This window comes from Bradyrhizobium sp. SSBR45G (assembly GCF_030159255.1).
In the GTDB taxonomy this organism is placed as follows: Bacteria; Pseudomonadota; Alphaproteobacteria; order Rhizobiales; family Xanthobacteraceae; genus Bradyrhizobium.
In genome coordinates this window covers 1-20,540 of record NZ_BSCT01000058.1, presented here as the reverse complement: position 1 = coordinate 20,540, position 20,540 = coordinate 1, and the positions used below count along the sequence as shown (strand labels likewise).

At 64.9% G+C, this 20,540-nt stretch carries 28 protein-coding genes; 15 read left to right on the top strand and 13 right to left on the bottom strand.

What is annotated here, in order from left to right; genetic code table 11:
- Window positions 1–271 precede the first annotated feature (271 nt).
- The 4 genes from QQL87_RS35760 to QQL87_RS35745 all read right to left on the bottom strand — a co-directional run bounded on the left by QQL87_RS35760 (window position 272) and on the right by QQL87_RS35745 (window position 4,721).
- Window positions 272–1,096 carry a carbohydrate ABC transporter permease gene (locus QQL87_RS35760; protein ID WP_284423783.1) on the bottom strand — a complete coding sequence of 275 codons (825 nt, stop codon included), beginning with the start codon at window positions 1,094–1,096 and terminating at the stop codon, window positions 272–274.
- Window positions 1,093–2,031: a carbohydrate ABC transporter permease gene (locus QQL87_RS35755; RefSeq protein ID WP_284423784.1), complete on the bottom strand. Its 939-nt coding sequence runs from the start codon at window positions 2,029–2,031 to the stop codon at window positions 1,093–1,095. Before QQL87_RS35755 ends, QQL87_RS35760 begins: the two co-directional genes overlap by 4 nt.
- The gene (locus tag QQL87_RS35750) at window positions 2,028–3,347 is read right to left on the bottom strand and encodes an ABC transporter substrate-binding protein (protein ID WP_284423785.1); all 1,320 of its coding nucleotides are present in this window, start codon (window positions 3,345–3,347) and stop codon (window positions 2,028–2,030) included. Before QQL87_RS35750 ends, QQL87_RS35755 begins: the two co-directional genes overlap by 4 nt.
- Before the next feature lie 141 nt (window positions 3,348–3,488).
- The gene (locus QQL87_RS35745) at window positions 3,489–4,721 is read right to left on the bottom strand and encodes a benzoate/H(+) symporter BenE family transporter (RefSeq protein ID WP_284423807.1); all 1,233 of its coding nucleotides are present in this window, start codon (window positions 4,719–4,721) and stop codon (window positions 3,489–3,491) included.
- Window positions 4,722–5,095: 374 nt separating this feature from the next.
- Here QQL87_RS35745 and QQL87_RS35740 point away from each other — a divergent pair, with 374 nt between their 5' ends.
- The 3 genes from QQL87_RS35740 to QQL87_RS35730 all read left to right on the top strand — a co-directional run bounded on the left by QQL87_RS35740 (window position 5,096) and on the right by QQL87_RS35730 (window position 6,088).
- Window positions 5,096–5,416 (top strand): hypothetical protein, encoded by a 321-nt coding sequence (locus tag QQL87_RS35740; RefSeq protein ID WP_284423786.1) that lies wholly within the window; start codon window positions 5,096–5,098, stop codon window positions 5,414–5,416.
- A gap of 183 nt (window positions 5,417–5,599) precedes the next feature.
- A complete protein-coding gene (locus tag QQL87_RS35735; RefSeq protein ID WP_284423787.1) occupies window positions 5,600–5,920 on the top strand; it encodes a hypothetical protein in 321 nt (106 codons plus the stop codon).
- Between the two features lie 15 nt (window positions 5,921–5,935).
- On the top strand, window positions 5,936–6,088 hold the full coding sequence (locus QQL87_RS35730; protein WP_284423788.1) for a hypothetical protein: 153 nt from the start codon (window positions 5,936–5,938) through the stop codon (window positions 6,086–6,088).
- A 9-nt stretch (window positions 6,089–6,097) separates the two neighbouring features.
- On the opposite strand, the gene QQL87_RS35725 is transcribed toward QQL87_RS35730, so the two are convergent.
- Window positions 6,098–6,490, bottom strand: a complete 393-nt coding sequence (locus tag QQL87_RS35725; RefSeq protein ID WP_284423789.1) for a hypothetical protein — start codon at window positions 6,488–6,490, stop codon at window positions 6,098–6,100.
- A gap of 153 nt (window positions 6,491–6,643) precedes the next feature.
- Complete coding sequence (locus tag QQL87_RS35720) at window positions 6,644–6,874, bottom strand: hypothetical protein (RefSeq protein WP_284423790.1); 231 nt, start codon at window positions 6,872–6,874, stop codon at window positions 6,644–6,646.
- A gap of 265 nt (window positions 6,875–7,139) precedes the next feature.
- On the opposite strand from QQL87_RS35720, the gene QQL87_RS35715 reads away from it, so the two are divergent.
- The 6 genes from QQL87_RS35715 to QQL87_RS35690 all read left to right on the top strand — a co-directional run bounded on the left by QQL87_RS35715 (window position 7,140) and on the right by QQL87_RS35690 (window position 10,551).
- Entirely contained in the window at window positions 7,140–7,586 is a 447-nt protein-coding gene (locus QQL87_RS35715; protein WP_284423791.1) for a nuclear transport factor 2 family protein, read from the top strand.
- A 124-nt stretch (window positions 7,587–7,710) separates the two neighbouring features.
- Window positions 7,711–7,977 carry a hypothetical protein gene (locus QQL87_RS35710; protein WP_284423792.1) on the top strand — a complete coding sequence of 89 codons (267 nt, stop codon included), beginning with the start codon at window positions 7,711–7,713 and terminating at the stop codon, window positions 7,975–7,977.
- A gap of 191 nt (window positions 7,978–8,168) precedes the next feature.
- Entirely contained in the window at window positions 8,169–8,609 is a 441-nt protein-coding gene (locus QQL87_RS35705) for a nuclear transport factor 2 family protein (protein ID WP_284423793.1), read from the top strand.
- Between the two features lie 144 nt (window positions 8,610–8,753).
- Complete coding sequence (locus tag QQL87_RS35700) at window positions 8,754–9,689, top strand: hypothetical protein (RefSeq protein ID WP_284423794.1); 936 nt, start codon at window positions 8,754–8,756, stop codon at window positions 9,687–9,689.
- Window positions 9,690–9,841: 152 nt separating this feature from the next.
- A complete protein-coding gene (locus QQL87_RS35695; protein ID WP_284423795.1) occupies window positions 9,842–10,255 on the top strand; it encodes a hypothetical protein in 414 nt (137 codons plus the stop codon).
- Window positions 10,256–10,413: 158 nt separating this feature from the next.
- The gene (locus QQL87_RS35690) at window positions 10,414–10,551 is read left to right on the top strand and encodes a hypothetical protein (RefSeq protein ID WP_284423796.1); all 138 of its coding nucleotides are present in this window, start codon (window positions 10,414–10,416) and stop codon (window positions 10,549–10,551) included.
- A gap of 58 nt (window positions 10,552–10,609) precedes the next feature.
- Here QQL87_RS35690 and QQL87_RS35685 read toward each other — a convergent pair whose 3' ends face one another.
- From QQL87_RS35685 to QQL87_RS35675, 3 genes are all read right to left on the bottom strand, one after another.
- Window positions 10,610–10,759 (bottom strand): hypothetical protein, encoded by a 150-nt coding sequence (locus tag QQL87_RS35685; RefSeq protein ID WP_284423810.1) that lies wholly within the window; start codon window positions 10,757–10,759, stop codon window positions 10,610–10,612.
- Window positions 10,760–10,868: 109 nt separating this feature from the next.
- A complete protein-coding gene (locus QQL87_RS35680) occupies window positions 10,869–11,348 on the bottom strand; it encodes a MaoC family dehydratase (RefSeq protein WP_284423797.1) in 480 nt (159 codons plus the stop codon).
- On the bottom strand, window positions 11,348–11,809 hold the full coding sequence (locus QQL87_RS35675; protein WP_284423798.1) for a MaoC family dehydratase: 462 nt from the start codon (window positions 11,807–11,809) through the stop codon (window positions 11,348–11,350). Before QQL87_RS35675 ends, QQL87_RS35680 begins: the two co-directional genes overlap by 1 nt.
- 224 nt (window positions 11,810–12,033) lie before the next feature.
- Between QQL87_RS35675 and QQL87_RS35670 the strand changes: the two genes are divergently transcribed.
- Window positions 12,034–12,324, top strand: coding sequence for a DUF4282 domain-containing protein (locus tag QQL87_RS35670; RefSeq protein ID WP_284423799.1), 291 nt, complete (start codon window positions 12,034–12,036; stop codon window positions 12,322–12,324).
- A gap of 15 nt (window positions 12,325–12,339) precedes the next feature.
- Here the strand turns inward: QQL87_RS35670 and ychF are convergent, their stop codons facing one another.
- The 4 genes from ychF to QQL87_RS35650 all read right to left on the bottom strand — a co-directional run bounded on the left by ychF (window position 12,340) and on the right by QQL87_RS35650 (window position 15,347).
- Complete coding sequence (ychF, locus tag QQL87_RS35665; RefSeq protein ID WP_284423800.1) at window positions 12,340–13,437, bottom strand: redox-regulated ATPase YchF; 1,098 nt, start codon at window positions 13,435–13,437, stop codon at window positions 12,340–12,342.
- A gap of 39 nt (window positions 13,438–13,476) precedes the next feature.
- A complete protein-coding gene (pth, locus tag QQL87_RS35660; protein WP_284423808.1) occupies window positions 13,477–14,082 on the bottom strand; it encodes an aminoacyl-tRNA hydrolase in 606 nt (201 codons plus the stop codon).
- A 72-nt stretch (window positions 14,083–14,154) separates the two neighbouring features.
- Window positions 14,155–14,853 carry a 50S ribosomal protein L25/general stress protein Ctc gene (locus QQL87_RS35655; RefSeq protein WP_284423801.1) on the bottom strand — a complete coding sequence of 233 codons (699 nt, stop codon included), beginning with the start codon at window positions 14,851–14,853 and terminating at the stop codon, window positions 14,155–14,157.
- 212 nt (window positions 14,854–15,065) lie between these two features.
- Window positions 15,066–15,347 carry an accessory factor UbiK family protein gene (locus tag QQL87_RS35650; protein WP_284423802.1) on the bottom strand — a complete coding sequence of 94 codons (282 nt, stop codon included), beginning with the start codon at window positions 15,345–15,347 and terminating at the stop codon, window positions 15,066–15,068.
- A 248-nt stretch (window positions 15,348–15,595) separates the two neighbouring features.
- Here QQL87_RS35650 and lgt point away from each other — a divergent pair, with 248 nt between their 5' ends.
- The 5 genes from lgt to QQL87_RS35625 all read left to right on the top strand — a co-directional run bounded on the left by lgt (window position 15,596) and on the right by QQL87_RS35625 (window position 20,253).
- Entirely contained in the window at window positions 15,596–16,453 is an 858-nt protein-coding gene (gene lgt, locus QQL87_RS35645) for a prolipoprotein diacylglyceryl transferase (RefSeq protein WP_284423803.1), read from the top strand.
- Window positions 16,450–17,577 (top strand): class I SAM-dependent methyltransferase, encoded by a 1,128-nt coding sequence (locus tag QQL87_RS35640; protein WP_284423804.1) that lies wholly within the window; start codon window positions 16,450–16,452, stop codon window positions 17,575–17,577. Before lgt ends, QQL87_RS35640 begins: the two co-directional genes overlap by 4 nt.
- A gap of 20 nt (window positions 17,578–17,597) precedes the next feature.
- Window positions 17,598–18,344: a peptidoglycan editing factor PgeF gene (gene pgeF, locus QQL87_RS35635; RefSeq protein ID WP_502871254.1), complete on the top strand. Its 747-nt coding sequence runs from the start codon at window positions 17,598–17,600 to the stop codon at window positions 18,342–18,344.
- A gap of 151 nt (window positions 18,345–18,495) precedes the next feature.
- The gene (locus QQL87_RS35630) at window positions 18,496–19,134 is read left to right on the top strand and encodes a hypothetical protein (RefSeq protein ID WP_284423806.1); all 639 of its coding nucleotides are present in this window, start codon (window positions 18,496–18,498) and stop codon (window positions 19,132–19,134) included.
- A gap of 165 nt (window positions 19,135–19,299) precedes the next feature.
- Window positions 19,300–20,253 carry a ribose-phosphate pyrophosphokinase gene (locus tag QQL87_RS35625; RefSeq protein WP_284423809.1) on the top strand — a complete coding sequence of 318 codons (954 nt, stop codon included), beginning with the start codon at window positions 19,300–19,302 and terminating at the stop codon, window positions 20,251–20,253.
- Window positions 20,254–20,540: the final 287 nt, after the last annotated feature.

The window sequence follows — 20,540 nt, the reverse complement described above, 5'->3', positions numbered from 1 at the left end:
GGGCGGTTCAGCCGGTGGCGACATGCAGCACGATCCGGCGCTGGCCGGCCGTGCTACGCGGTGAATTCGGCTGGAACGAAGCCGGGACAATACGCGATGCAACCCTCGACGCGGGCATCAAGTGCGCGCGGACGAATCCAGGTTCCACGGGGGACAACCAAGGGGCAGACTGTGGCCTGACGAAGGCAAGTCCGACATTCTGCCGCAGGTTCTGTCTGGCATACATTATACGATGACATTCCCCGCGCTTAGCGGCGGAAAAGTATGATGATTATCCTCCCTTCACGGCGCCCGCAGTTAGTCCAGCGACGATCTGCCGTTGTGCGAACACCGTGAGCAGCAGCACCGGTAGCGTCACGATGAGCGCCGCGGCGGCGAGCGGCCCCCAGCTCAACTGATCGAATGAGATCATGTTGTAGACCGCCACGGGAAGCGTGCGCGTCTCGCGTCCCGCCAGCACGATGCCGAACACGAAGTTGTTCCAGGAGAAGATGACCGCGAGGATGAAGGCCACTGCGAGGCCGGGCTTCGCCACCGGCAATGCCACGTGGCGGAAAACCTGCCAGCGCGTGGCGCCGTCGATCCGCGCGGCCTCCTCCAGCTCGATCGGCGTGGTCTCGAAATAGCCGATCATGATCCAGATCACGATCGGCACGGTGACGACGAGATGGATGATGATCTGCGGCCATAGCGTGCCGAGCAGGCCGAGCCATTGGAACAGCAGGAATAGCGGGATCAGGTAGGACAGGCCGGGCGTGATGCGCGCGATCAGGATCACGATCGCCGATTTGTGCGCGGCCATGCGGGCGATGCCGTAGCCCGCGGGCACGCCGACCAGCATCGCCAGGAACGTCGCGCCGCCGGTCACCAGCAGGCTGTTCTTGAAATAGGTGAAGAAGCGGTTCGACGACAGCACGTCGCCGTAGTTCTTCCAGGCGAAATGCTCCGGCCAGAACACCGGCGGATAGGCGGCATTGTCGACCTCGAACTTCACCGACAGCGAGATCATCCAGAGGAAGAACAGGATCGCCGGCGAGACGATCAGGAACACGCCGAGCGCCAGGGCGAGCCGGCCGAGCAACGTCTGCGCGCTCATGTGTCGCTCCCCAGCGCATTCCATTGCGCGCGTCGGCGCAGCCACAGCAGGAGCGCGGTGAGCGCCACGATCAGCGCGAAGAACACCACCGCGATCGCCGAGGCATAGCCGAGGTCGTAATAGACGAAGGCGACGCTGTAGAGATAGAGGTTGATGGTCTCCGATGCCGAGCCAGGCCCGCCCTGGGTGATCGCGAAGATGATGTCGAAGCTCTTGATGGCGTCGATGGCGCGGATCATTGCGGCGATGAACAAAAACGGCATGATCAGCGGCAGCGTGATGTAGCGGAACATCTGCCAGGTGCTGGCGCCGTCGATCTGCGCGCTCTCATACGGCTCCGTCGGCAGCGAGGCGATGCCGCCGAGCACGATCAGCATGACCAGCGGGGTCCATTGCCAGGTCTCGACCAGCACCAGCGAGGGGATCACCGTGCCCGGGTGAAACACCCAGAGCTGCGGCGGCAGGCCGGCGAGCGACAGCAGGTAGTTCAGGATGCCGAGCTGCGGGTGGAACATCATGGTCCACACCAGCGCGATCGCGACCGGCGTCGCCATCATCGGCATGATGAACAGCGCGCGCAGCAGCCCGCGTCCGGGGAAGCGCGCATGGAATACGACCGCCGCGAAGGTGCCGAGCACCAGTGGCAGCAGCACCGACAGCGCGGTGTAGGACAGCGTGTGCCCGACCGATTCGACGAAGCGCGGATCGGCCGGCAGCCTCGAATAGTTCGACAGTCCGACGAAGGTCGTGGGCGAGCCGACCTTCCACTCCTGGAAGCTCATCCAGATCGTGAACAGCCAGGGAAAGATGATCACCGCCAGCACGGTGACCAGCGCCGGCACCACGAACGGCCAGTACGACGGCGGCCGCAACGCCCGCTCCGGCGCGGCGGCCTCGCTGGCCGCGCCGGACACTTGCTCGACGATCGTGCTCACGCTTTCTCGCTGCGCTCCAGGATCGGACGGAACTGCTCGTGCGCCTTCTTCAGCTCGGTGGCCGGATCGGCGCCCGACAGCGTGGCGGTCAGAGCGGCGCCGACGAGGTCGCGGAATTCGGCGACCGGGATGATGACCGGCAGGCCGAGCTTCGAGATCTTGCCGGAATCGATCGCCGACTGCAGCCATTCCTTCGGCATCTTCACGCCGCCCTGGATCTCGGCATCGCCCAGCACGGAGTTGCGGAACGGCACGCCGCCGCCGGCCTGGACCAGCCGCGCGCCCTGCGCCTTGGAGACCATCCATTGGCACAGCAGCCAGGCGGCCTCCTTGTTCTTGCACGCCGCGGGAATTCCGACGCCGTCGCCATAGGTCGCCGAGTATTGCCCCTTGGGTCCGGCCGGCACCACGGTGTAGCCGACCTTGCCGACGACGCGCGAGGCGTTGGCGTCTTCCAGCGGCGGCGCCCAGCCGACGCCGTCGATCCACATCGCCGAGCGTCCCTGCGTGAACGAGGCCATCGACTCCATCCAGTTGAAGCCGGCGACGCCCGGAGGTGCGCAGGTGGTCAGGAGCTTCTGATAGAGCTTGGTGGCCTCGATCGCCTCGGGACCGTCGGTCTGGATGTTGCCCTTGGCGTCGAGGAATTCGCCGCCATAATTGAGGAAGAAGTTCGTCCACAAGGTCATGTTGGCGTTACGCAGGCCGCGGCCGACGAAGCCGAACGTCCCGTCCTTGGGATCGGTCAGCTTCTGCGCCGCCGTGACCATCTCGTCGAGCGTCTTCGGCACCTCGACGCCCTTCTTCGCGAACAGCTCCTTGTTGTAGTAGAGGATGAAGTAGTCGACCGACCACGGCAGCGAGAACATCCGGCCCTTGTCGTTGCTGGCGTAAGTCAGGCCGGCGGCAGAGAAATCGCTCGGCACGAGGTCCGGCGCCGTCAGGTTCGGATCCTTCATCATGTCGGTGATGTCGGCGAGCCAGCCGGCTTTCTCGAACTGCCGCTTCTGCACGTGATAGCTGAGATGGACGACGTCGAAGCTCGGCTTGCCCGACGACAATTCGATCACGACCTTCTGCCGCTGCTGCTGTTCCGGAATCTGCTCGGATTCTACCTCGATGCCGGTCAGCGCGGTGAATTCCTTGATATTTTTCTGCAGATTGTCGCCGCGCGGGCCCTTGGCGAGGATCACTTCGAGCTTGGTGCCGGCATATTTCTTCCACTGCGGCTCCGACCAGGCCGGCTGCCCCGTGAGCGCCAGCGCGCCTGCTGCTGCCGTACCCGCTAGCATATTGCGGCGCGTGATCGCGGTCATCGGTATCCTCCCGAGAATGTTTTTTGTTATCGTCCGGGAAGTGTAGCGCGATCTGCTGGCACTGCAACAGGGCGATCAGCAATGTGCGCAGATGTCACGACATCAGCGTGACGCGCTGCAGCGAAGCGTGCCCTGCGACTCTCATGCCGGAGCCCCGGCTGTGAAGTCGGTGCGCTCCAGCAGCCAGGAGATCGCAAAGCCGGCGACGAGCCCCCAGAACGCGGCGCCGATGTTGAGCAGCGGCACGTCGGCGACAGTGACGAGAAAGGCGACCAGAGCGCCCAGCGAGAACCGCGCCTTGAACGCAGTCACGAACGCGGTCTGCAGCACGCGCAGCATGGCGACGCCGGCCAGCGTCGTGATCAATGATTTGGGCGCGATCAGCAGCAACGACGTGAAGGTCGGCGCCAGCAGGCCGAAGCCGAGCGCGAGCAGGCCGACGAACATCGCCGCGGTATAATGGCGCTTGCGCTCGCCGCCGGAGATGACGATCGCATTGGTCGGTCCGGTCAGGCAGGTCGAGACCCCGCCGACGACCGCTGATAGCGCCGAGCCGATGCCGCAGGCTACCGTCACGAGATTGATCGGCGGCTTGTGACCCGCGGCCTGCAGCACGGCAAATCCCTGTCCGTTCTGCACGACGAGCACGGTGACCGCGAGCGGCACGACGAGCTCGATCATCGCCGCCAGCGACCAGGACGGGGTCGGGATCACCGGGGTGATCAGCGCGAGCCGCAGCGCCGTGCCATGCTCATAGCTGCCGGACAGCAGCGCCGCGAGCGTGCCGACGATCAGCGCGCCGATGATCGGCGGGCAGCGCCGGCCGAGCGCGGGCAGGGCCGTCAGCACGAGCCAGACGGCGACCATCGGTCCTGCGATCACGAACTCGGTCAGCACCGCGCGGACCAGATCGAGGCCGAAGCGCAGGAACACGCCGGCGACCATGCCCATCACGATCGGCATCGGCACCAGCTGCATCGCGCGCTTCACCCAGCCGGAGAGCCCGAGGACGAGCATCAGCAGCGCCGTGCCATAGAACGCCCCGACGACCTGCGGAAAGGACAGATGCGTCAGCGATTGCCCGACCAGCACAGTGCCCGGAATCGTCCAGAACAGCACCAGCGGCTCGCGAAAGAACCACGACAGCAGCAGCGTGATCGCCCCGTTGATGAAGAACACGCCGAAGATCCAGGACGCGATCTCGGCCTGCGACAGCCCGCCATTGGCGCCGACCGACAGGATGATCGCGACCGGTCCGGTGATCGCGAACAGCCAGCCGATGAATCCGTGCGAGGCGTAGAGCGGGCCGAAATCATCGGCGATCTGGCGGATGCCGGGCGGCGGGCCCGCGGGACGTTCGATGGCGCTGAACATGAAGGGCAGGGCTCGGGCAGTATTCTTGTTGTTGTCCTCGGCGTCTCGGGGAATGTGGCTGAAGCGGCGTGGCCGCGCAAGACGGGCGGCCATTGGCAGCCATCAACCGATGCGATACGAGGAGCGCGTCCATAGTATGCATTGTCGGGTCAAGGGAGCATCCGAGCGTGGCAAGGCGCGGATTCGAAACGATTGCAGGCTCCAGGCGCGGAACGGTCTGGCTCGTCGTCGTGTCGTTGGCTCTCACGAGTGCGGCGCACGCTGAGGATCTTGTTGGCAAGCGGGTGCCGCCGTTTCCGGGCGGCTTTTCTGAAGGAGGCGGAACGTGCATTGTAATCGGAAGCAAGGACCCTTGCGCCCGGGGCGTTTCAATCATGCTCAACTCGGCCGGCGAGGGTGTGGCGGTCTTCGCGTGGGCTGCTGATGGCCATGATGAGCAACGCAAGCCATTCAAGCTCGTCTCGGACGTTCTTTCTCATCCCAAGCTGAGCAAGGGCTATCATATGGAGTGGAGCCACTGCCGACTGGATGGTGCCGCGGATGATGCCGTCGTGGCAGTCGTCAGAGATGCGAAACGCACGTGGTTGAGAGCTTCCGCCTGGGCGTATCGGCTGGAAAGCTCGTCTGGAAAATTCGTCAAGTTGGAGCCGAAGCGGGTCGATTGTTACAATCCCGCGATCGATGCGGCTGACTGAACGAGTCGAACCGGCAGGCGCGAAGGGGCCGGCTCGTCGCGAATGTCAGGCCCACCTATCGGATAGGTGAATATCTGCGCGGGAAAGTCGGGTCGCCGAGCTATGCCGCCTTTGGAAGGATCGTTCCTATGAGCATGGCGCTCGAGACGCTGCTGGGCTTGGAATTCGGGACCGTGGCACGCCTTGATCACTGAGGCAAAGCTCGCGTCGTCCAAGATCGAGGAGAGAGACCTGAGCGCCGGATTCTTTCAGGAGTTTGCCTCGCCCGATGGCGATGCGACCATTGTGGTCGAGGATGACGGCCGCGTCGCCTACGCTTATTGGCTCAATGCCAAGGGAGCCATCTGCGGCGACGTCTGGCTTTATAATCGCTGTCCCGCTCCCCAGCAGCCCGAGTGGACCGACCGCAACGCCGCACCCTATGCCAATCCGGCCGCTTTCGTCGACCAGACCGTCGCGTTTGCTCCGCCGGCAGCGGTGTCCAGCCTGACGGTCGCATGGTAAAGGTCGGGGCCGGAATTGATCGGCAGTATCGTCATCTCTGAGATGGTGCTGGCCGAACTGGTGCACGGCAGCAAGCCGGGATGGTCGCGGCTGGCGGCACAGGATGGACCTCTGGCCCTGCGGTTGACGCGCGAGCGCCTGACCGACCGGGCGATGCCGCAGCGTTGACGGCGTGCGTCAGCCCATCGCGACCGCCGCGACCGACAGCAAGGCCAGCATCGCCGTCGAGCTTAGGAGTTGCAGCGAGCCCTCTGGTTGCATGCGCCAGCGTAGCACCTTGTCGGCAAGGCCGAGCGTCGCATCGTAGAATTCCGCCGCGTAGGCCTGGTTCAGCACGCGCGGATAGCGTGGTCCGGCGGCGGAGGACATCAGCACGTGGATGAGCGTGGCCGTTGCGACAACGCCGATGATGCCGGGCCGCAAGGCGGTGCTGTGGGCAAGTTTGAGGATAAGTGCGGCGCCGGCATAGGTCGGGATGGCCTGGAACAGCGCGGTCAGCACCATCCCTTCGAGCAAGTTGAGAACGGGCGCCTTCGGCGCCAACGGGCTGGGAGACGAGATCGCGTGCATGGGGATCGTCCGGTTGCGGAGGGCCCTCGATGAGGACCAGACCGCTCCCGTGTAGTCCGCCCAGGCCGTGAGCACCGTGAGGGGCATCACACCGGAGATGTCGCGACCGGCTGACGCAACGAGCCGTCAATCTCGGACGCGGCGACGTCCCAACTACATCTTGCCCTGGCCGTTCACCTGGCTCTGCTGCTCCCGGCGCTCCTGCTCCTTGGCGTGGTGGCGGCCGTACAGGCATCCAGCGGCCGCGCCGAGCACGCCGTGGTGACCGGCATAATGGCCGGCAACGCCACCGACGATGGCGCCCTTGATGCAGCCTTTGGCCTCGGCGGCCTGCGTGGACAGCAATGCGACGGCTGCGACGGACAAGGCAAAGAGGGTCTTCATGATCGTGCTCCGCAGAATTGTTTGCTCTCTAACCGCGAGCGTGCGGCGCGGTTCCGCGATGCCGCCAGACGAAGTCACGAACCTTTTGATGGCGCTCGTGACCTACTCCGAGAGGTTTGATGGCGCAGGGCAGCCGTCGCCAAGCTTCCATTCACCGTGTCGGCGCATTTGACCTGCAGATGATCTTACAGGTGATTGACGATCGGCGAGCAGTCTCTCCAGAACGGCTGGCGCGGACAAGGGGACTCCCGTCAGTGGAGACAGGATGATCGAGCACATCAACAAGCAGCGCGTGCGCAAGCTGCTCGAAGCCCATGCCGCCGGCGATTTCGACGCGGTGCTGGCCCATTGCACCGACGATGTCGAGCACTTCGCCTCGGCCCCGATCGACATCTTCCCCCATCTCGGGCGCCGCCATGGCAAGGCCGAGGTGCGCCAGATGTGGGAAGCCGCGCGCAGCCGCTATGTCGACATCAGGCATGAGATCAAGACCATGATCTGCGAAGGCGATCAGGTCGCCGTCGACCTGCGCATTTTCCTGCGCAAGCGCGACAATGACCGCATCGTGCAATACGACCTTGCTGCCTTCTACACGTTGCGCGACGGCCGCATCAGCCGCATCCGCGAGATCATGGATACGTTCGATCTCGTTCAGCAGGTGCTGGAATGCGATCTCAGCCGGCTGCTGATCGCAGGGACATCCCGGGCCTGAGACCCCGTTTAGCTGCGCGGTGAGCAGGCGATCACGGAAACGTCACCAGCGGCTGCCGCTTCGCTTTGAACCTCACGGTCGCGCCCCGAACCCATCAGCGGGTGGGCTACGGGGCATTGGCGACATGAGAATAGCATTCCTGGCGATGGCCGGACTGGTGATGGGCGTCGTCGGCGGCGCGACGATCGGCATTGGGCTCGGACTTGCCTGGATCGAGCTGTTCAACACCAGCGAGTTCGAAGGCTACGCCGGCATGCTCGTCTTCTTCACCTTCATGCCGCTCGGTGCTCTGGTCGGCGGCATTGCTGGTGCCGTCCTGTTCGGCATGGCGGCCTTTCGCGACCAGGAGGTCGCAATCGCCCGGCAACGGATGACCTACGAACAGCGCTAACGCCTGGTGAACGCGCCGCAGGCTCGGTCGTCGCGCATTTGTGCAATGCAAAAACAACCGTTGCGCGTGCCTGTCATGAGCGTATCCAGGGATATCAGAGAGTTGGATTCGGCGCACCGCGCGACGTCATTGACGACATCGCCCGATCGCCGCCGCGCCGCCCTGCAAGCCAGATCAGGATCACCGGAAAGATGACGGAGCACAGCCTCTGGCGTCTGTCGCGCGCGTTGCATGGCGCGATCAACGACCGCCATTTCGACGCGCTCGCCGCGATGCTCGACGATGACATCGACTGGGCCATCTACGGCCCGATCGACATGTTTCCGTTCCTCGGCGCCCGTCTCGGCAAGGAAGCGGTGCTCGATTCGGTCAGGCAGATCTCCGACAACGTGCATATCCGAAAGCTGGAGCGCGAGACGCTGATGCTGGACGAGAGCGCTGCGGCCACGATGGTCCGCTGTGCGATGACGGCGCAGGATTCTGACAAGCCGATCACGGCCCGGCTCGCGCAGTTCATGCAATTCCGAGCCGGCAAGCTGGCGCGGCTGCGCATCCTGATCGATACGTTCGATCTGGTGGAGCAGACGCTTGGCCGTCCGATCGACCTACCGCGGATCGGCAGCTTCGCCTGATGCGTGTAGTCGCTCGGTCTTGCTGCAATGAAGTGCAAGCGCGATCAACAAAAACCCAACACATCGTGACTGACACGGCCATAATTTTGCGCCAAGATTCCACCATATTCGGGCGAACAGGTTGGGGCGGCGGGGGTTGCTCACATGACATCGAATGGTTGCGCGCTGGCAGTTTTCACGGCCGGCTTCGGCCTCCTTGTGTCCGCTGCGCAGGCCCAGACGTTGATCCAGGCGCCGCCGCAGCCGCTGCAGATCGTTCCTTGGCAGCAGATCGCGCCGGCACCGCAAGATGCCGATTCGGATGAGCCCGAGAATCAGGTTGCGGCAGCCGATCCGATGCAGGGCATCGAGGTCGACAAGCTCGACTGGAGCCAGCTTGCGATCGACGAGACGACCTTCCTCGATCGCCCCGAAGCCGCCGCTGCAGCAAAGCGCAAGGCGGCCGCCGAGAAGGCCGCACTTGATTGGTCCAACCAGAGCAAAGGCAGCGCCGCCGCGGGTGTGTCGGTCAAGCAGTCGGTCTCTACGTTCTGGGATGCGCGTGTAGGCGCCGACATGACCGTGACACGGCAGCCGACCACGATGTCCGAATTGCTGGCCGACAAGGCTGAGAATGGCGGCAATACTCCGCAATCCGGCGGCTCGGCCTGGGCCGCGGTCACTGCGCCCGGCGCCGGTTCGATCTGGGACAAGACGGCCATCGAGGCCCGGGTCGATCCAGGCTCCGACCAGAGCCGGCTTGGCACGACGATCACCAAGGCGGTGCCGATCGATCACTACAATCTGACTCTGCAGAATGGCTACAACGTCACGCAGCAGGGCATGGTGCCGATTCCCGGCGCGGCACCGAAGACCAGCCGCAGCTTCGATACCGAGCAGTCCGCTCGGCTCTCGATCCAGGACACCGGCACGAGCGTCACGGCCGGACAGACATTGTCATCGAGCGATGATAAATGGCTGCGCAAGATCGGCGCTGAGCAGAAGCTGTCGGACGGTCTGAGCGTCTCCGGCTCGGTCAGTGAGACCGCGCAGGGGGGCACCAGCAAGAGCATCTCTGCCGGCTTCAAACGAAGCTGGTAAGGTTAAAGAATTGTGGCGGCCCGCCACGAATGATCGAACGGTCGCCGCAGCTTCGCCGCGTTGCGGCCCAATTTGGCCGCACTGATAGGCTTTGAGAATTTCGTCGTGCGGGGACACCGCGCTCGCTAGAACGCGAACTGAGGAAATAGCCGATGAATGTCATTCGTCCGGACAAGATCGATGGAACTGAAGCCGAGCTGGATACGGATCTCGCTGCGGTCTCCGAAGTCGAGGCCGGCATTCGTGATTTCGTACGTAATGATATCGCCTATCTGCGTCGCCCCAACGCCGCGGCCACCGCTGAGGCCGCGATCGATGCCGATGCAGCGGTCAACAGCGTCACCACGCTGATTCAGCGCGTCGCCGGCACGTCGCTGTCGGAGATCGAGAACCTGATCGGCGAGCTCGAGGGCCTGCGCGAGCTGCTGCATGCCGAGGGTCAGCGCGTGCAGCGCGAGATCGCGAGCTATGCGCAGCTGAGCCAGGCGGCGATGAAGTCGACCCGGGCCATCGCCGAGAACGTGACCCAGTGGAAGCGCGCCGCTGACGGCCTGCGCAGCAGCTGATCGCTGTCATCTGTCTTCAAGGCGAACCGTCACGCGAGCCATCGCGTGGCGGTTTTCCTGTTGGGGAGACGCCATGTCCTTGAACGTTGAGTGACGGCTCTGCGACCAAAACATGCCACGCGGCTTGCGGGCATATTGCGTCAGGGGCGGTCATCTCGATGGAAACGATCCGGCCGGAAAACACCGATCCGATCCCGCTGCGGCTTCAGCCTCAGCGGATCGGGACCATCATGGTCCGCTTCGTCGGATTGTTGCTGGTTGCGACGGCGGTCATGGTGCTCATCTGGAGCCGCTAGACCGCCGATAGAACAGGGACTGCTCTGGGCGTCCCTCGGTTAACGGCTGCTTAATCGATCACTCGTCGACGGACGCTGACGACTCGAGCGAGTACGAGCCATCGGCATAGCCCTTCACGACCATACCTGTCGCGAGCATCACCGCGAGCGTCACGCTGGCAAAGATAAAGCCGAGGAGTTTCAGACCACTGCGATCTGCCATACTCATCCCCCACATCCTGATCCCTGGTTGGCTGTCTTATAGATTCCGGGTTCAGAATGCGTTAGCGCGAAGTTGGTTCCGAGAAGACAATCCTACGAGACGTGACCTTTTCGCCTCAACCGTTGTTCCGTCTCGGCACAAACGCCGACGCGAGTACCGAAAACACCAGCTCACCGCGCTGATTGATGCCGGTGTTTCGCGCCTGCAGGATGCCCCATTGCGGGCGCGAGGCGGATGCGCGGAGCGAATCAACTTCGCTGGAGAAGGTGATCGTATCGCCGGCCAGCACAGGCTTGAGCCAGCGCAGTTCGCGAAAGCCGGGCGAGGGCCCTCCGACCGCGACCGGCTCGCCGCGCGACCGCGCGATCTCCGCAAGCCGCTGATTGTCGGCGACGATCAACTTCATGTAGATGGACCCGACATGCCAGCCTGAAGCGGCAAGCCCGCCGAACAGCGAGTTGCGGCCTTCCTCCTCGTCGAGATGAAAGCGCTGTGGATCGAACTGCCGGGCGAAACGTTTGATCTCATCCGCGGTGAACGTGTAGGAGCCGAGCTCGCGGCGCTGGCCGACCTTGAGATCCTCGAAGAAGCGCATCAGTCCACCAGCCCGCCGCTGTCGCGGCGCTCGACGATGATCGGGGAGACCATCTCGCAGAGACGCTCACCTGCCGTGTTGCGCACGCTGCATTTGAACGTGACGATGCCGGTCGACGGTCGGCTCCGCGACACCCGGGCCTCCAGGATCTCGACATCGAGCGTCAGCTCGTCGTCCGGCCGCAACGGCGACAGCCAGCGCACCTCGTTCACGCCCGGCGAGCCAAGCGAGGCGGTGCGGCCGATGAAGCCGTCGAACATCATGCGCATCATCAGCGAGCAGAGATGCCAGCCCGACCCGGACAGGCCCTTGAGCATCGACTGCGAGGCGGCCTGCTCGTCCAGATGCATCGGCTGCGGATCGAACTCCGACGCGAAGGCGATGATCTCGTCGCGTGTGACGTGTCTCGGGCCGAAGCTGCCGAAGTGGCCTTGCGGAAAATCTTCGAAGGTGAGGGTCATGGGGTCGGGAATGGCTGAAAGAAGCCCGATTGTGGCCGTACCTTGCAGCAATCACAACCGGGCCGCTCGCATGGCTGTCGCCCGATCCGATCGCAAGAGTGCGCCAGAAGGTGCCGGATACCGCGATCACTTCGGCCGCCGCCGCTCATGTCGTCTGGCGCCGGATTCGCGCAGGACTTAAAGACGGACGTGAGTTGCGATTCGGACGTGGCTGGGGGATCAGGATGTTGGAATTTCGCGATTTGTTCCAGTGGGACCGCTTCATCACGCCCACCATCATCAAGACGTTCTATTGGCTCGTGATCGCCCTCATCATCCTCTGGGGAATCCGCGGCATCTTCACCGGACTTGCCGAGATGGCGATCAGCCCGTTCGGCGGCTTCCTGCTGCTGCTGTCGTCCATCGCTGGCGTCATCGTCGGCATGGTGTTCTCGCGCATCATCGCAGAGTTCGTGCTGATCGTGTTCCGCATCAACGAGCATCTCGGCGCGATCCGCGAGCAGGGGCGGATGTAGCCGCCCTGCCCAGTCTTAATTGTTGAAGCGGAAGTGCATCACGTCGCCGTCGGCGACCACATATTCCTTGCCCTCGAGGCGCAGCTTGCCGCCCTCGCGCGCGCCCGCCTCGCCGCCGAGCGCGACGTAGTCGGCATAGGCGATCGTCTCGGCGCGGATGAAGCCCTTCTCGAAATCGGTGTGAATGACGCCCGCGGCCGCCGGCGCCTTGGTGCCGCGGTGGATGGTCCAGGCACGGGCTTCCTTCGGACCGACGGTGAAGTAGGTGATCAGGTCGAGCAGCTGATAGCCGGCACGGATCAGCCGGTCGAGGCCGGCTTCTTCGAGCCCGAGCGTCTCCAGGAAATCCACCCGCTCCTCGCGCGACAGGGTCGCGATCTCGGATTCGATCTTGGCCGAGATCACGACGGCGACCGCACCTTCCTCCTTGGCGCGTGCGAACACGGCCTGCGAGAAGCTGTTGCCGTCCTTGGCCGAGCCTTCCTCGACGTTGCAGACATACAGCACGGGCTTCGACGTCAGCAGGCCGAGCATGCCGAACGCGCGCTCCTCTTCCGGCTTGCGCTCCAGCAGCCGCGCCGGCTTGCCGTCGCGCAGCAGCACCAAAGCGCGGGTGACGAGATCGTGCTGCTCCTTGGCGTCCTTGTCGCCGCCCTTGGCCTTCTTGGCGAGGTTGTCGACCCGCTTCTCGAGGCTGTCGAGATCGGACAGCATCAGCTCGATCTCGATGGTCTCGATGTCGGCGAGCGGGGCGATCTTGCCCTCGACATGGGTGATGTCGGAATCCTCGAAGCAGCGCACCACATGGGCGATCGCGTCGACCTCGCGGATGTTGGCGAGGAACTGGTTGCCGAGGCCTTCACCCTTGGAGGCGCCGCGCACGAGACCTGCGATGTCGACGAAGGTCAGCCGCGTCGGGATGATCTGGCCCGACTTGGCGATCGCCGCGAGCTTGTCGAGCCTCGGATCCGGCACCGCGACCTCGCCGACATTCGGCTCGATGGTGCAGAACGGATAGTTCGCCGCCTGCGCTGCTGCCGTCTCCGTCAGCGCGTTGAACAAAGTCGACTTGCCGACGTTCGGCAACCCGACGATCCCGCATTTGAATCCCATGATCCGTCTCGCATCCTTTTGAGCGACGGCCTCAGGCGCTCACGCGGCGCCGGCATCGCCCTTGTCCAGAAAACCTTTGGCCTGCAGCGCCAGATGCACCTTGTTGGCGAAGGTGGAGTCGCGCTTGCCCGTCAACAAACCTGCATTGTCGGCCACCGCCTCGCACAGCGCCTCGACCCAGGGCATGTCGGCCTTGGCGAAGTCCGACAGCACGTGGCCATGCACCAGCTCCTTGACGCCGGGATGGCCGATGCCGAGCCGGACGCGGCGGTAGTCGTTGCCGAGATGCGCCGAGATCGAGCGCAGCCCATTGTGCCCGGCGATGCCGCCGCCGACCTTCACGCGCAGCTTGCACGGCGGCAATTCCAGCTCGTCCTGAAACACGGTGACGTCGCCGACGCCGAGCTTGAAGAAGCTGGCCGCCTCCTGCACGGCGCGGCCGGATTCGTTCATGAAGGTGGTGGGCTTCAGCAGGATCACCTTCTCGGAATCGAGCGTGCCTTCCGAGGTCTCACCCTGAAACCTGCGGCGCCAGGGTGAAAAGCGGTGGCGCCGCGAAATCTCGTCCACGGCCATGAAGCCGATATTGTGCCGGTTGCGCGCATATTTCGCGCCGGGATTGCCGAGACCGACGAACAGCAGCATGACACGGCATCCGGACATGCCGGTGCTCCGGCCGGCGCGAGCAGGGCCCGCGCCGGCCGAAGGCACATCGGCTTACTTCTTCTTTTCGGGGGCCTTGGCGGCGGCAGCCGGCGCCTTGGCGGCAGCGGCAGGAGCCTTGCCAGCGGCAGCCGGCGCAGCGGCAGCCGGAGCAGCGGCTGCACCAGCGGTCTTCGCCTCCTCGCCATAGCCGGACGGCGGCACGATGGTGACGAGCGTCGCGTCGTCGCGCGACAGCGTCTTCACGCCGGCCGGCAGCTTGACCTCGGAGATGTGCAGCGAGTGGTTGATCTCGAGCGCGCTGACATCGGCCTCGATGAACTGCGGGATGTTCTCCGCCAGGCACTCGAGGTCGAGCGTGTGGGTCACGATGTTGACCGTGCCGCCGCGCTTGACGCCCGGCGCGCCTTCCGAGCCCACCACGTGCAAGGGCACGCTGACGCGAATGGTCGCGCCCTGGCCGAGCCGCATGAAGTCGACGTGGATCGGGAAGTCCTTGACCGGATCGAGATGGAAGTCGCGCGGGATCACCCGGTGCTTCTTGCCGTCGAGGGTGACGTCGAAGATCGTGGTCAGAAACCGGCCTGCCAGGATGCGCTGGCGCAGCTCGCGGTCTTCCACCGAGATCGGCAGCGGGGGCTGGTTGTCTCCATAGATTACTCCGGGCACTCTCCCGGCGCGACGCTCTGCCCGTGCGGCCCCCTTGCCGACTGACGGACGGGCGGTCGCCTTCAGTTCTCTGACGGTCGCCATCGTGTTAAGTCCTTGTTTTAAAAAGTTAAAGGCCGCAATGCGGCCCGTTGCTGGACGTCCTTCGGCAAGCCTCCAGGGGTGCGGGGGCCGCGGACGTGGCGGGGTTCTAGCGGCAAACCCGCGAAATGACAAGGAAATGAAGGCGCCACCGGCCCCCGTCCAGTCCCGGCCTGTCCAGCCGCGGCCTGCGCGTGGGCGATCCGGCCGCGCCGTCAGCCCTCGACCTTGCCGCCCGCATCCGGGGCGCCGCCGAGCTTGGCCTCCAGCGCGGTGATCCGGGCCTTCAGCGCCTCGTTCTCCTCGCGGGCGAGCCGGGCCATGTCCTTGACCGCCTCGAACTCCTCGCGCTTCACGATGTCCAGGTCGTTCAGGATCTTTTCGGCCTGGTTGCGGATGACGGAATCGACCTCCCGCTTCATGCCCTGGGCAGCGCCCGCGGCATCGTTCATCAGGCGGCCGAGTTCGTCGAAAAACCGGCTGTTGGTCTGAGTCATGCTGAAAACTCCACGTCCCGCGACGAGCACAATGATGAAAGACAGAATGGCGATCCGTCCCGCCGCCTTCAAGATCGGCCCGTCTTGTCACGCCAAGGTTTCCTTGTCATCGTACTTGTTGCGCCGGCCCGCCGCGCTGTATGAGCGGCCCTGGCTGGCATCGCGCCGTCCCTGCGACGGGGCCCGTTCAAGCCCGCATCGCCCGCGCGCGTCCCGAAGCGGAACGCCGTGCCCACGAAAGCCTGTGAATGACGCCTCTCCTCGTCGACTTTCCCGTGTTTGATCCCGTCGCGATCGCCATCGGACCGCTCGCGATCCGCTGGTACGCGCTGGCCTATATCTGCGGCATCGTGCTCGGCTGGCTCTACGCCCGCTCGCTGCTGAAGAAGGAGCGGCTGTGGGGCGGCCCGGCGCCGGTGTCGCTCGCCCAGCTCGACGACTTCATCCTCTGGGTCACGCTCGGCATCATTCTTGGCGGCCGCACCGGCTACGTGCTGTTCTACAACCTGCCGCACTTCATCAAAGAGCCGCTGGATATCTTCCAGCTGTGGAACGGCGGCATGTCGTTCCATGGCGGCTTCATGGGCTGCGTCGTCGCCGTGATCTGGTTCGCCCGCCGCAACGGCCTGCCGATCCTGTCGCTCGGCGACATCACGACGGCGGTCGCCCCGATCGGCCTGCTGCTCGGCCGCATCGCCAATTTCATCAAACCCGAATTGTGGGGCCGCGCCGCCGACCCGAGCCTGCCCTGGTCCATGATCTTTCCGACCGATCCCACCCATCTGCCGCGTCATCCGAGCCAGCTCTATGAGGCCGGCCTTGAGGGCCTGCTGCTGTTTTGCATCCTGGCGGCCATGATCCGGTTCGGGGCACTGAAACGGCCCGGCTTCATTCTCGGCAGCTTCATCGGCCTGTATGGCGCAGCCCGCATCGTCAGCGAGCTGTTCCGCGAACCGGATCCGCAGCTCGGCTTTCTCTGGCAAGGCCTCACCATGGGCATGCTGCTCTCGGTGCCGATGCTGATCGTCGGCGCGATCCTGGTTGCCCGGGCGCTGCGCAAGCCGGAGGTCCATCACGCCACTCCCTCGCTGCAGGCCCAGCCGTGATCGAAACGTCTCCGCTCCACACCGAGCTCAAGCGGCTGATCAAGGCATCGGGTCCGATGCCGGTCTGGCGCTACATGGAGCTGTGCCTGATGCATCCGGAGCACGGCTACTACATCTCGCGCGATCCGCTCGGGCGCGAGGGCGACTTTACCACCGCGCCGGAAGTGAGCCAGATGTTCGGCGAGCTGCTCGGCCTGTGGGCGGCCTCGATCTGGAAGGCGGCCGGCTCGCCGCAGCAATTCCGGCTGATCGAGCTGGGGCCGGGCCGCGGCACCATGATGTCGGATGCGCTGCGCGCGCTGCGCGTGCTGCCGCCGCTCTACCAGACGATTTCGGTGCATCTGGTCGAGGTCAATCCGGTGCTGCGGGAAAAGCAGAAGGCGACCCTGACCGGACTGCGCAACGTGACCTGGCACGACAGCTTCGACGACGTTCCGGAAGGGCCGAGCGTCATCTTCGCCAACGAATATTTCGACGTGCTGCCGGTGCACCAGATGGTCAGGCGCGAGACCGGCTGGCACGAGCGGGTGGTCGAGCTCGATGAGGAAGAGAACTTCGTGTACGGCACGGCTGCGGATCCGACGGCGGGCTTCGAGCTGCTGCTGTCGCCGCTGGTGCGCGCCGCGCCGGCCGGCGCAATCTTCGAGTGGCGGCCGGACACCGAGATGATGGCGATCGCCAAACGCCTGCGCGAGCAGCGTGGCGCCGCCGTGATCATCGACTACGGCCATGTCCGCAGCGATGTCGGCGACACCTTCCAGGCCATCGCCCGCCACAGCTTCGCCGATCCGTTGAAGACGCCGGGCCTTGCCGACATCACCGCCCATGTCGATTTCGACGCGCTGTCGCGCACCGCGGAGGCCGTCGGCGCGCGCGTGCATGGCCCGGTCACGCAGGGCGAGTTCCTGCAGCGGCTCGGCATCGAGACCCGGGCGCTGACCCTGATGCAGAAGGCCTCGGCCGAGGTCTCCAACGACATCGCCAGCGGGCTGAAGCGGCTGATCGGTGGCGGCCGCGGCGGCATGGGCTCGCTGTTCAAGGTGCTCGGCGTGTCCGATCCGTCGATTCCGGTGCTGGCGGGGATCAACGACGAGCATACCAACGACAAGACGGGAGGCGCGTGATGCTGGTGTCATCGGATGTGATGTCCGCGATTCCAGGTCTGCGCCATGCCTTCTTCACCCGCGAGGGCGGCGTCTCCGAGGGCATCTATGCCGGGCTGAATAGCGGGCTGGGATCGAACGACCGGCCGGACGACGTCCGGGAAAACCGCCGCCGGATGGCCGCGCATCTCGGCGTCGCGCCCGAGCAGCTGCTCAGCCTGCACCAGATCCATTCGCCCGATGTCGTGGTCGCGACCGGGCCATGGGAGGGCGCGGTCAGGCCGAAGGCCGATGCGCTGGTCACCGCGATGCCCCATCTCGCGCTCGGCGTCACCACGGCCGATTGCGGGCCGATCCTGTTCGTCGATCCGCAGCGGCGCGTCATCGGCGCGGCCCATGCCGGCTGGAAGGGCGCGCTCACCGGCGTGCTCGAGGCCACGCTGCAGGCCATGGAGAAGCTGGGTGCCGAACGCAGTCAGATCATCGCCGCGATCGGCCCGCTGATCCGCCAGCCGAGCTACGAGGTCGGGGCTGAGTTCGTCACTCGCTTCGTTGACGCGGACGCCGAGCATGCGCGCTTCTTCCTGCCCGCGCAGCGCGAGGGCCACGCGATGTTCGACCTCGGCGGCTTCATCCGGATGCGGCTGGAAAACGCCGGCGTGCTGCTGATCGACGATCTCGGCCTCGACACCTATGCCGACGAACGCTTCTTCAGTTACCGCCGCTCGGTGCACCGCCAGGAGCCGGACTATGGCCGGCATGTCCACGCCATCATGCTCCAGGACTGAATAAGACTGAATGCTCGAAGGCTGAAGCTGGGCGCGATTGTGGCCGCATGTGGATTGCTTAACCCTTTCTGTACAACTGAGTGCACTCTGTCCCATTCTGTGGCAGCGGCGACCTAGACGTTAATCGATTTTAACGATATCGCTCCCGACGATGAGGGGAGCGCCGACACCATTTCGACCGATCAGCCGCGCTGCGCAGCACGCCTGCGTTGCCGCTATTCTGATCCTGTCCGCCGCAACGCTTGGCGGCTGTGCGAGCGGCAGCGGTGGTCCGGCCAACGCCTATGCGATGGCGCCGGCGTCCGATGGCGCCACCATCGCCTTCGAGCAGATCGACGGTCCGCCGCCGCAGATCTTCGACCGCATGGTCGGCGTGCTCGACAGCGAATCCAAGCTGCGCAGCATCGCCATCGTCTCGCGTGAGGCGCCGGCCGCCTATCGTGTGCGCAGCTATCTCTCGGCCCAGGTGGTGAACGGCAAGAGCGTGGTTGCCTGGGTGTTCGACGTCTATGATCGCAACCAGCAGCGCGCGCTGCGCCTGTCGGGCGAGGAGCCGATCGGGCGGGGCGGACGCGATCCCTGGAGCAACGTGGACGACATGGTGCTGAGAAAGATCGCGCAGGCCGGCTTCAGCGGGCTCGCGAGCCTGCTGAACGGCACGGCGCCGGCCGAGAGCGCACCGCCCGCAGCGGCGCCCGCCACCCGCGGACCCGCGGTCGCGGCGGTGGAACCTGTCTCGCCCACATCCGACGGCACCAGCGTCGCCGCGCTCGGCTACACCGACCATTAGGCAAACAGGCGCATTTTGCGCCGCTTTTTGACCGGGAAAACACTTGCTGCGGGTTGCCATGCGCGCAGTGTCCTTGATATCACCTCGCCCGTGCAAAGTCGCCGGTTCCACGGATAGCCCGATATGCTGAACAAGGTCTCCAGCGAGCCGCGAGGAGAATTCGCGATGTCGGCCAAGAACGGCTCCATCAAACTCGTCGCCGGCAACTCCAATCCGGCCCTCGCCGCCGGCATCGCCGCCGAGCTCGGATTGCCGCTGACGAAAGCCGTGGTCCGGCGCTTCGCCGACATGGAGATCTTCGTCGAGATCCAGGAGAACGTGCGCGGCTCCGACGTCTTCATCATTCAGTCGACGTCCTATCCGGCGAACGACCTGCTGATGGAACTCCTGATCATCACCGATGCGCTGCGCCGTGCCTCCGCGCGCCGCATCACCGCCGTGGTTCCGTATTTCGGCTACGCCCGTCAGGACCGCAAGTCCGGCTCGCGCACGCCGATCTCGGCCAAGCTGGTCGCCAATTTGATCACCCATGCCGGCGTCGACCGCGTCATGACGCTCGACCTGCATGCCGGCCAGATCCAGGGCTTCTTCGACATTCCGACCGACAACCTCTATGCCGCGCCGCTGATGGTGCGCGACATCAAGGATCGCTTCGATCTTTCCAACGTGATGGTGGTCTCGCCCGACGTCGGCGGCGTGGCGCGCGCGCGCGGCCTCGCCAAGCGCATCAACACGCCGCTCGCCATCGTCGACAAGCGCCGCGAACGTCCCGGTGAGTCCGAGGTCATGAACGTGATCGGCGACGTCTCGGGCCGCACCTGCATCCTGATCGACGACATCGTCGATTCCGGCGGCACCCTGGTGAACGCGGCCGATGCGCTGCTCAAGCACGGCGCGAGGGAAGTCTACGCCTACATCACCCATGGCGTGCTTTCCGGCGGCGCCGCGACCCGCATCACCTCGTCGCGGCTGAAGGAGCTGGTCATCACCGACTCCATCCAGCCGACCGAAGCCGTGCGCAACGCGCCCAACATTCGCGCGCTGCCGATCGCCCCGCTGATCGCCGAAGCCATCGGCCGCACCGCGGCGGAAGAGTCGGTGTCGAGCCTGTTCGACTGAGACGGGGTCGAACGGCGGTGCTTCGATTGAGGCTGTCGACCAAGGCCGTTCGACCGAACTGATCGTCCACGCATCGAGGCGTCGCCATGGGCCCCACTGTCATTTCCCGCGAAAGCGGGGAATCCAGTACGCCGCGGCCTGTCGGTCAATTATTGCCACCTCCCTTTACTGGATCGCCTGGGCCGAGCCGGGCGATGACAGTTGCGCGTGTGGCATCAAGACCGCCCCACACGTGTCGTCCCGGCGAACGCCCATAGGCGCTAAAATAGACTTGCGGCGAAGAATCA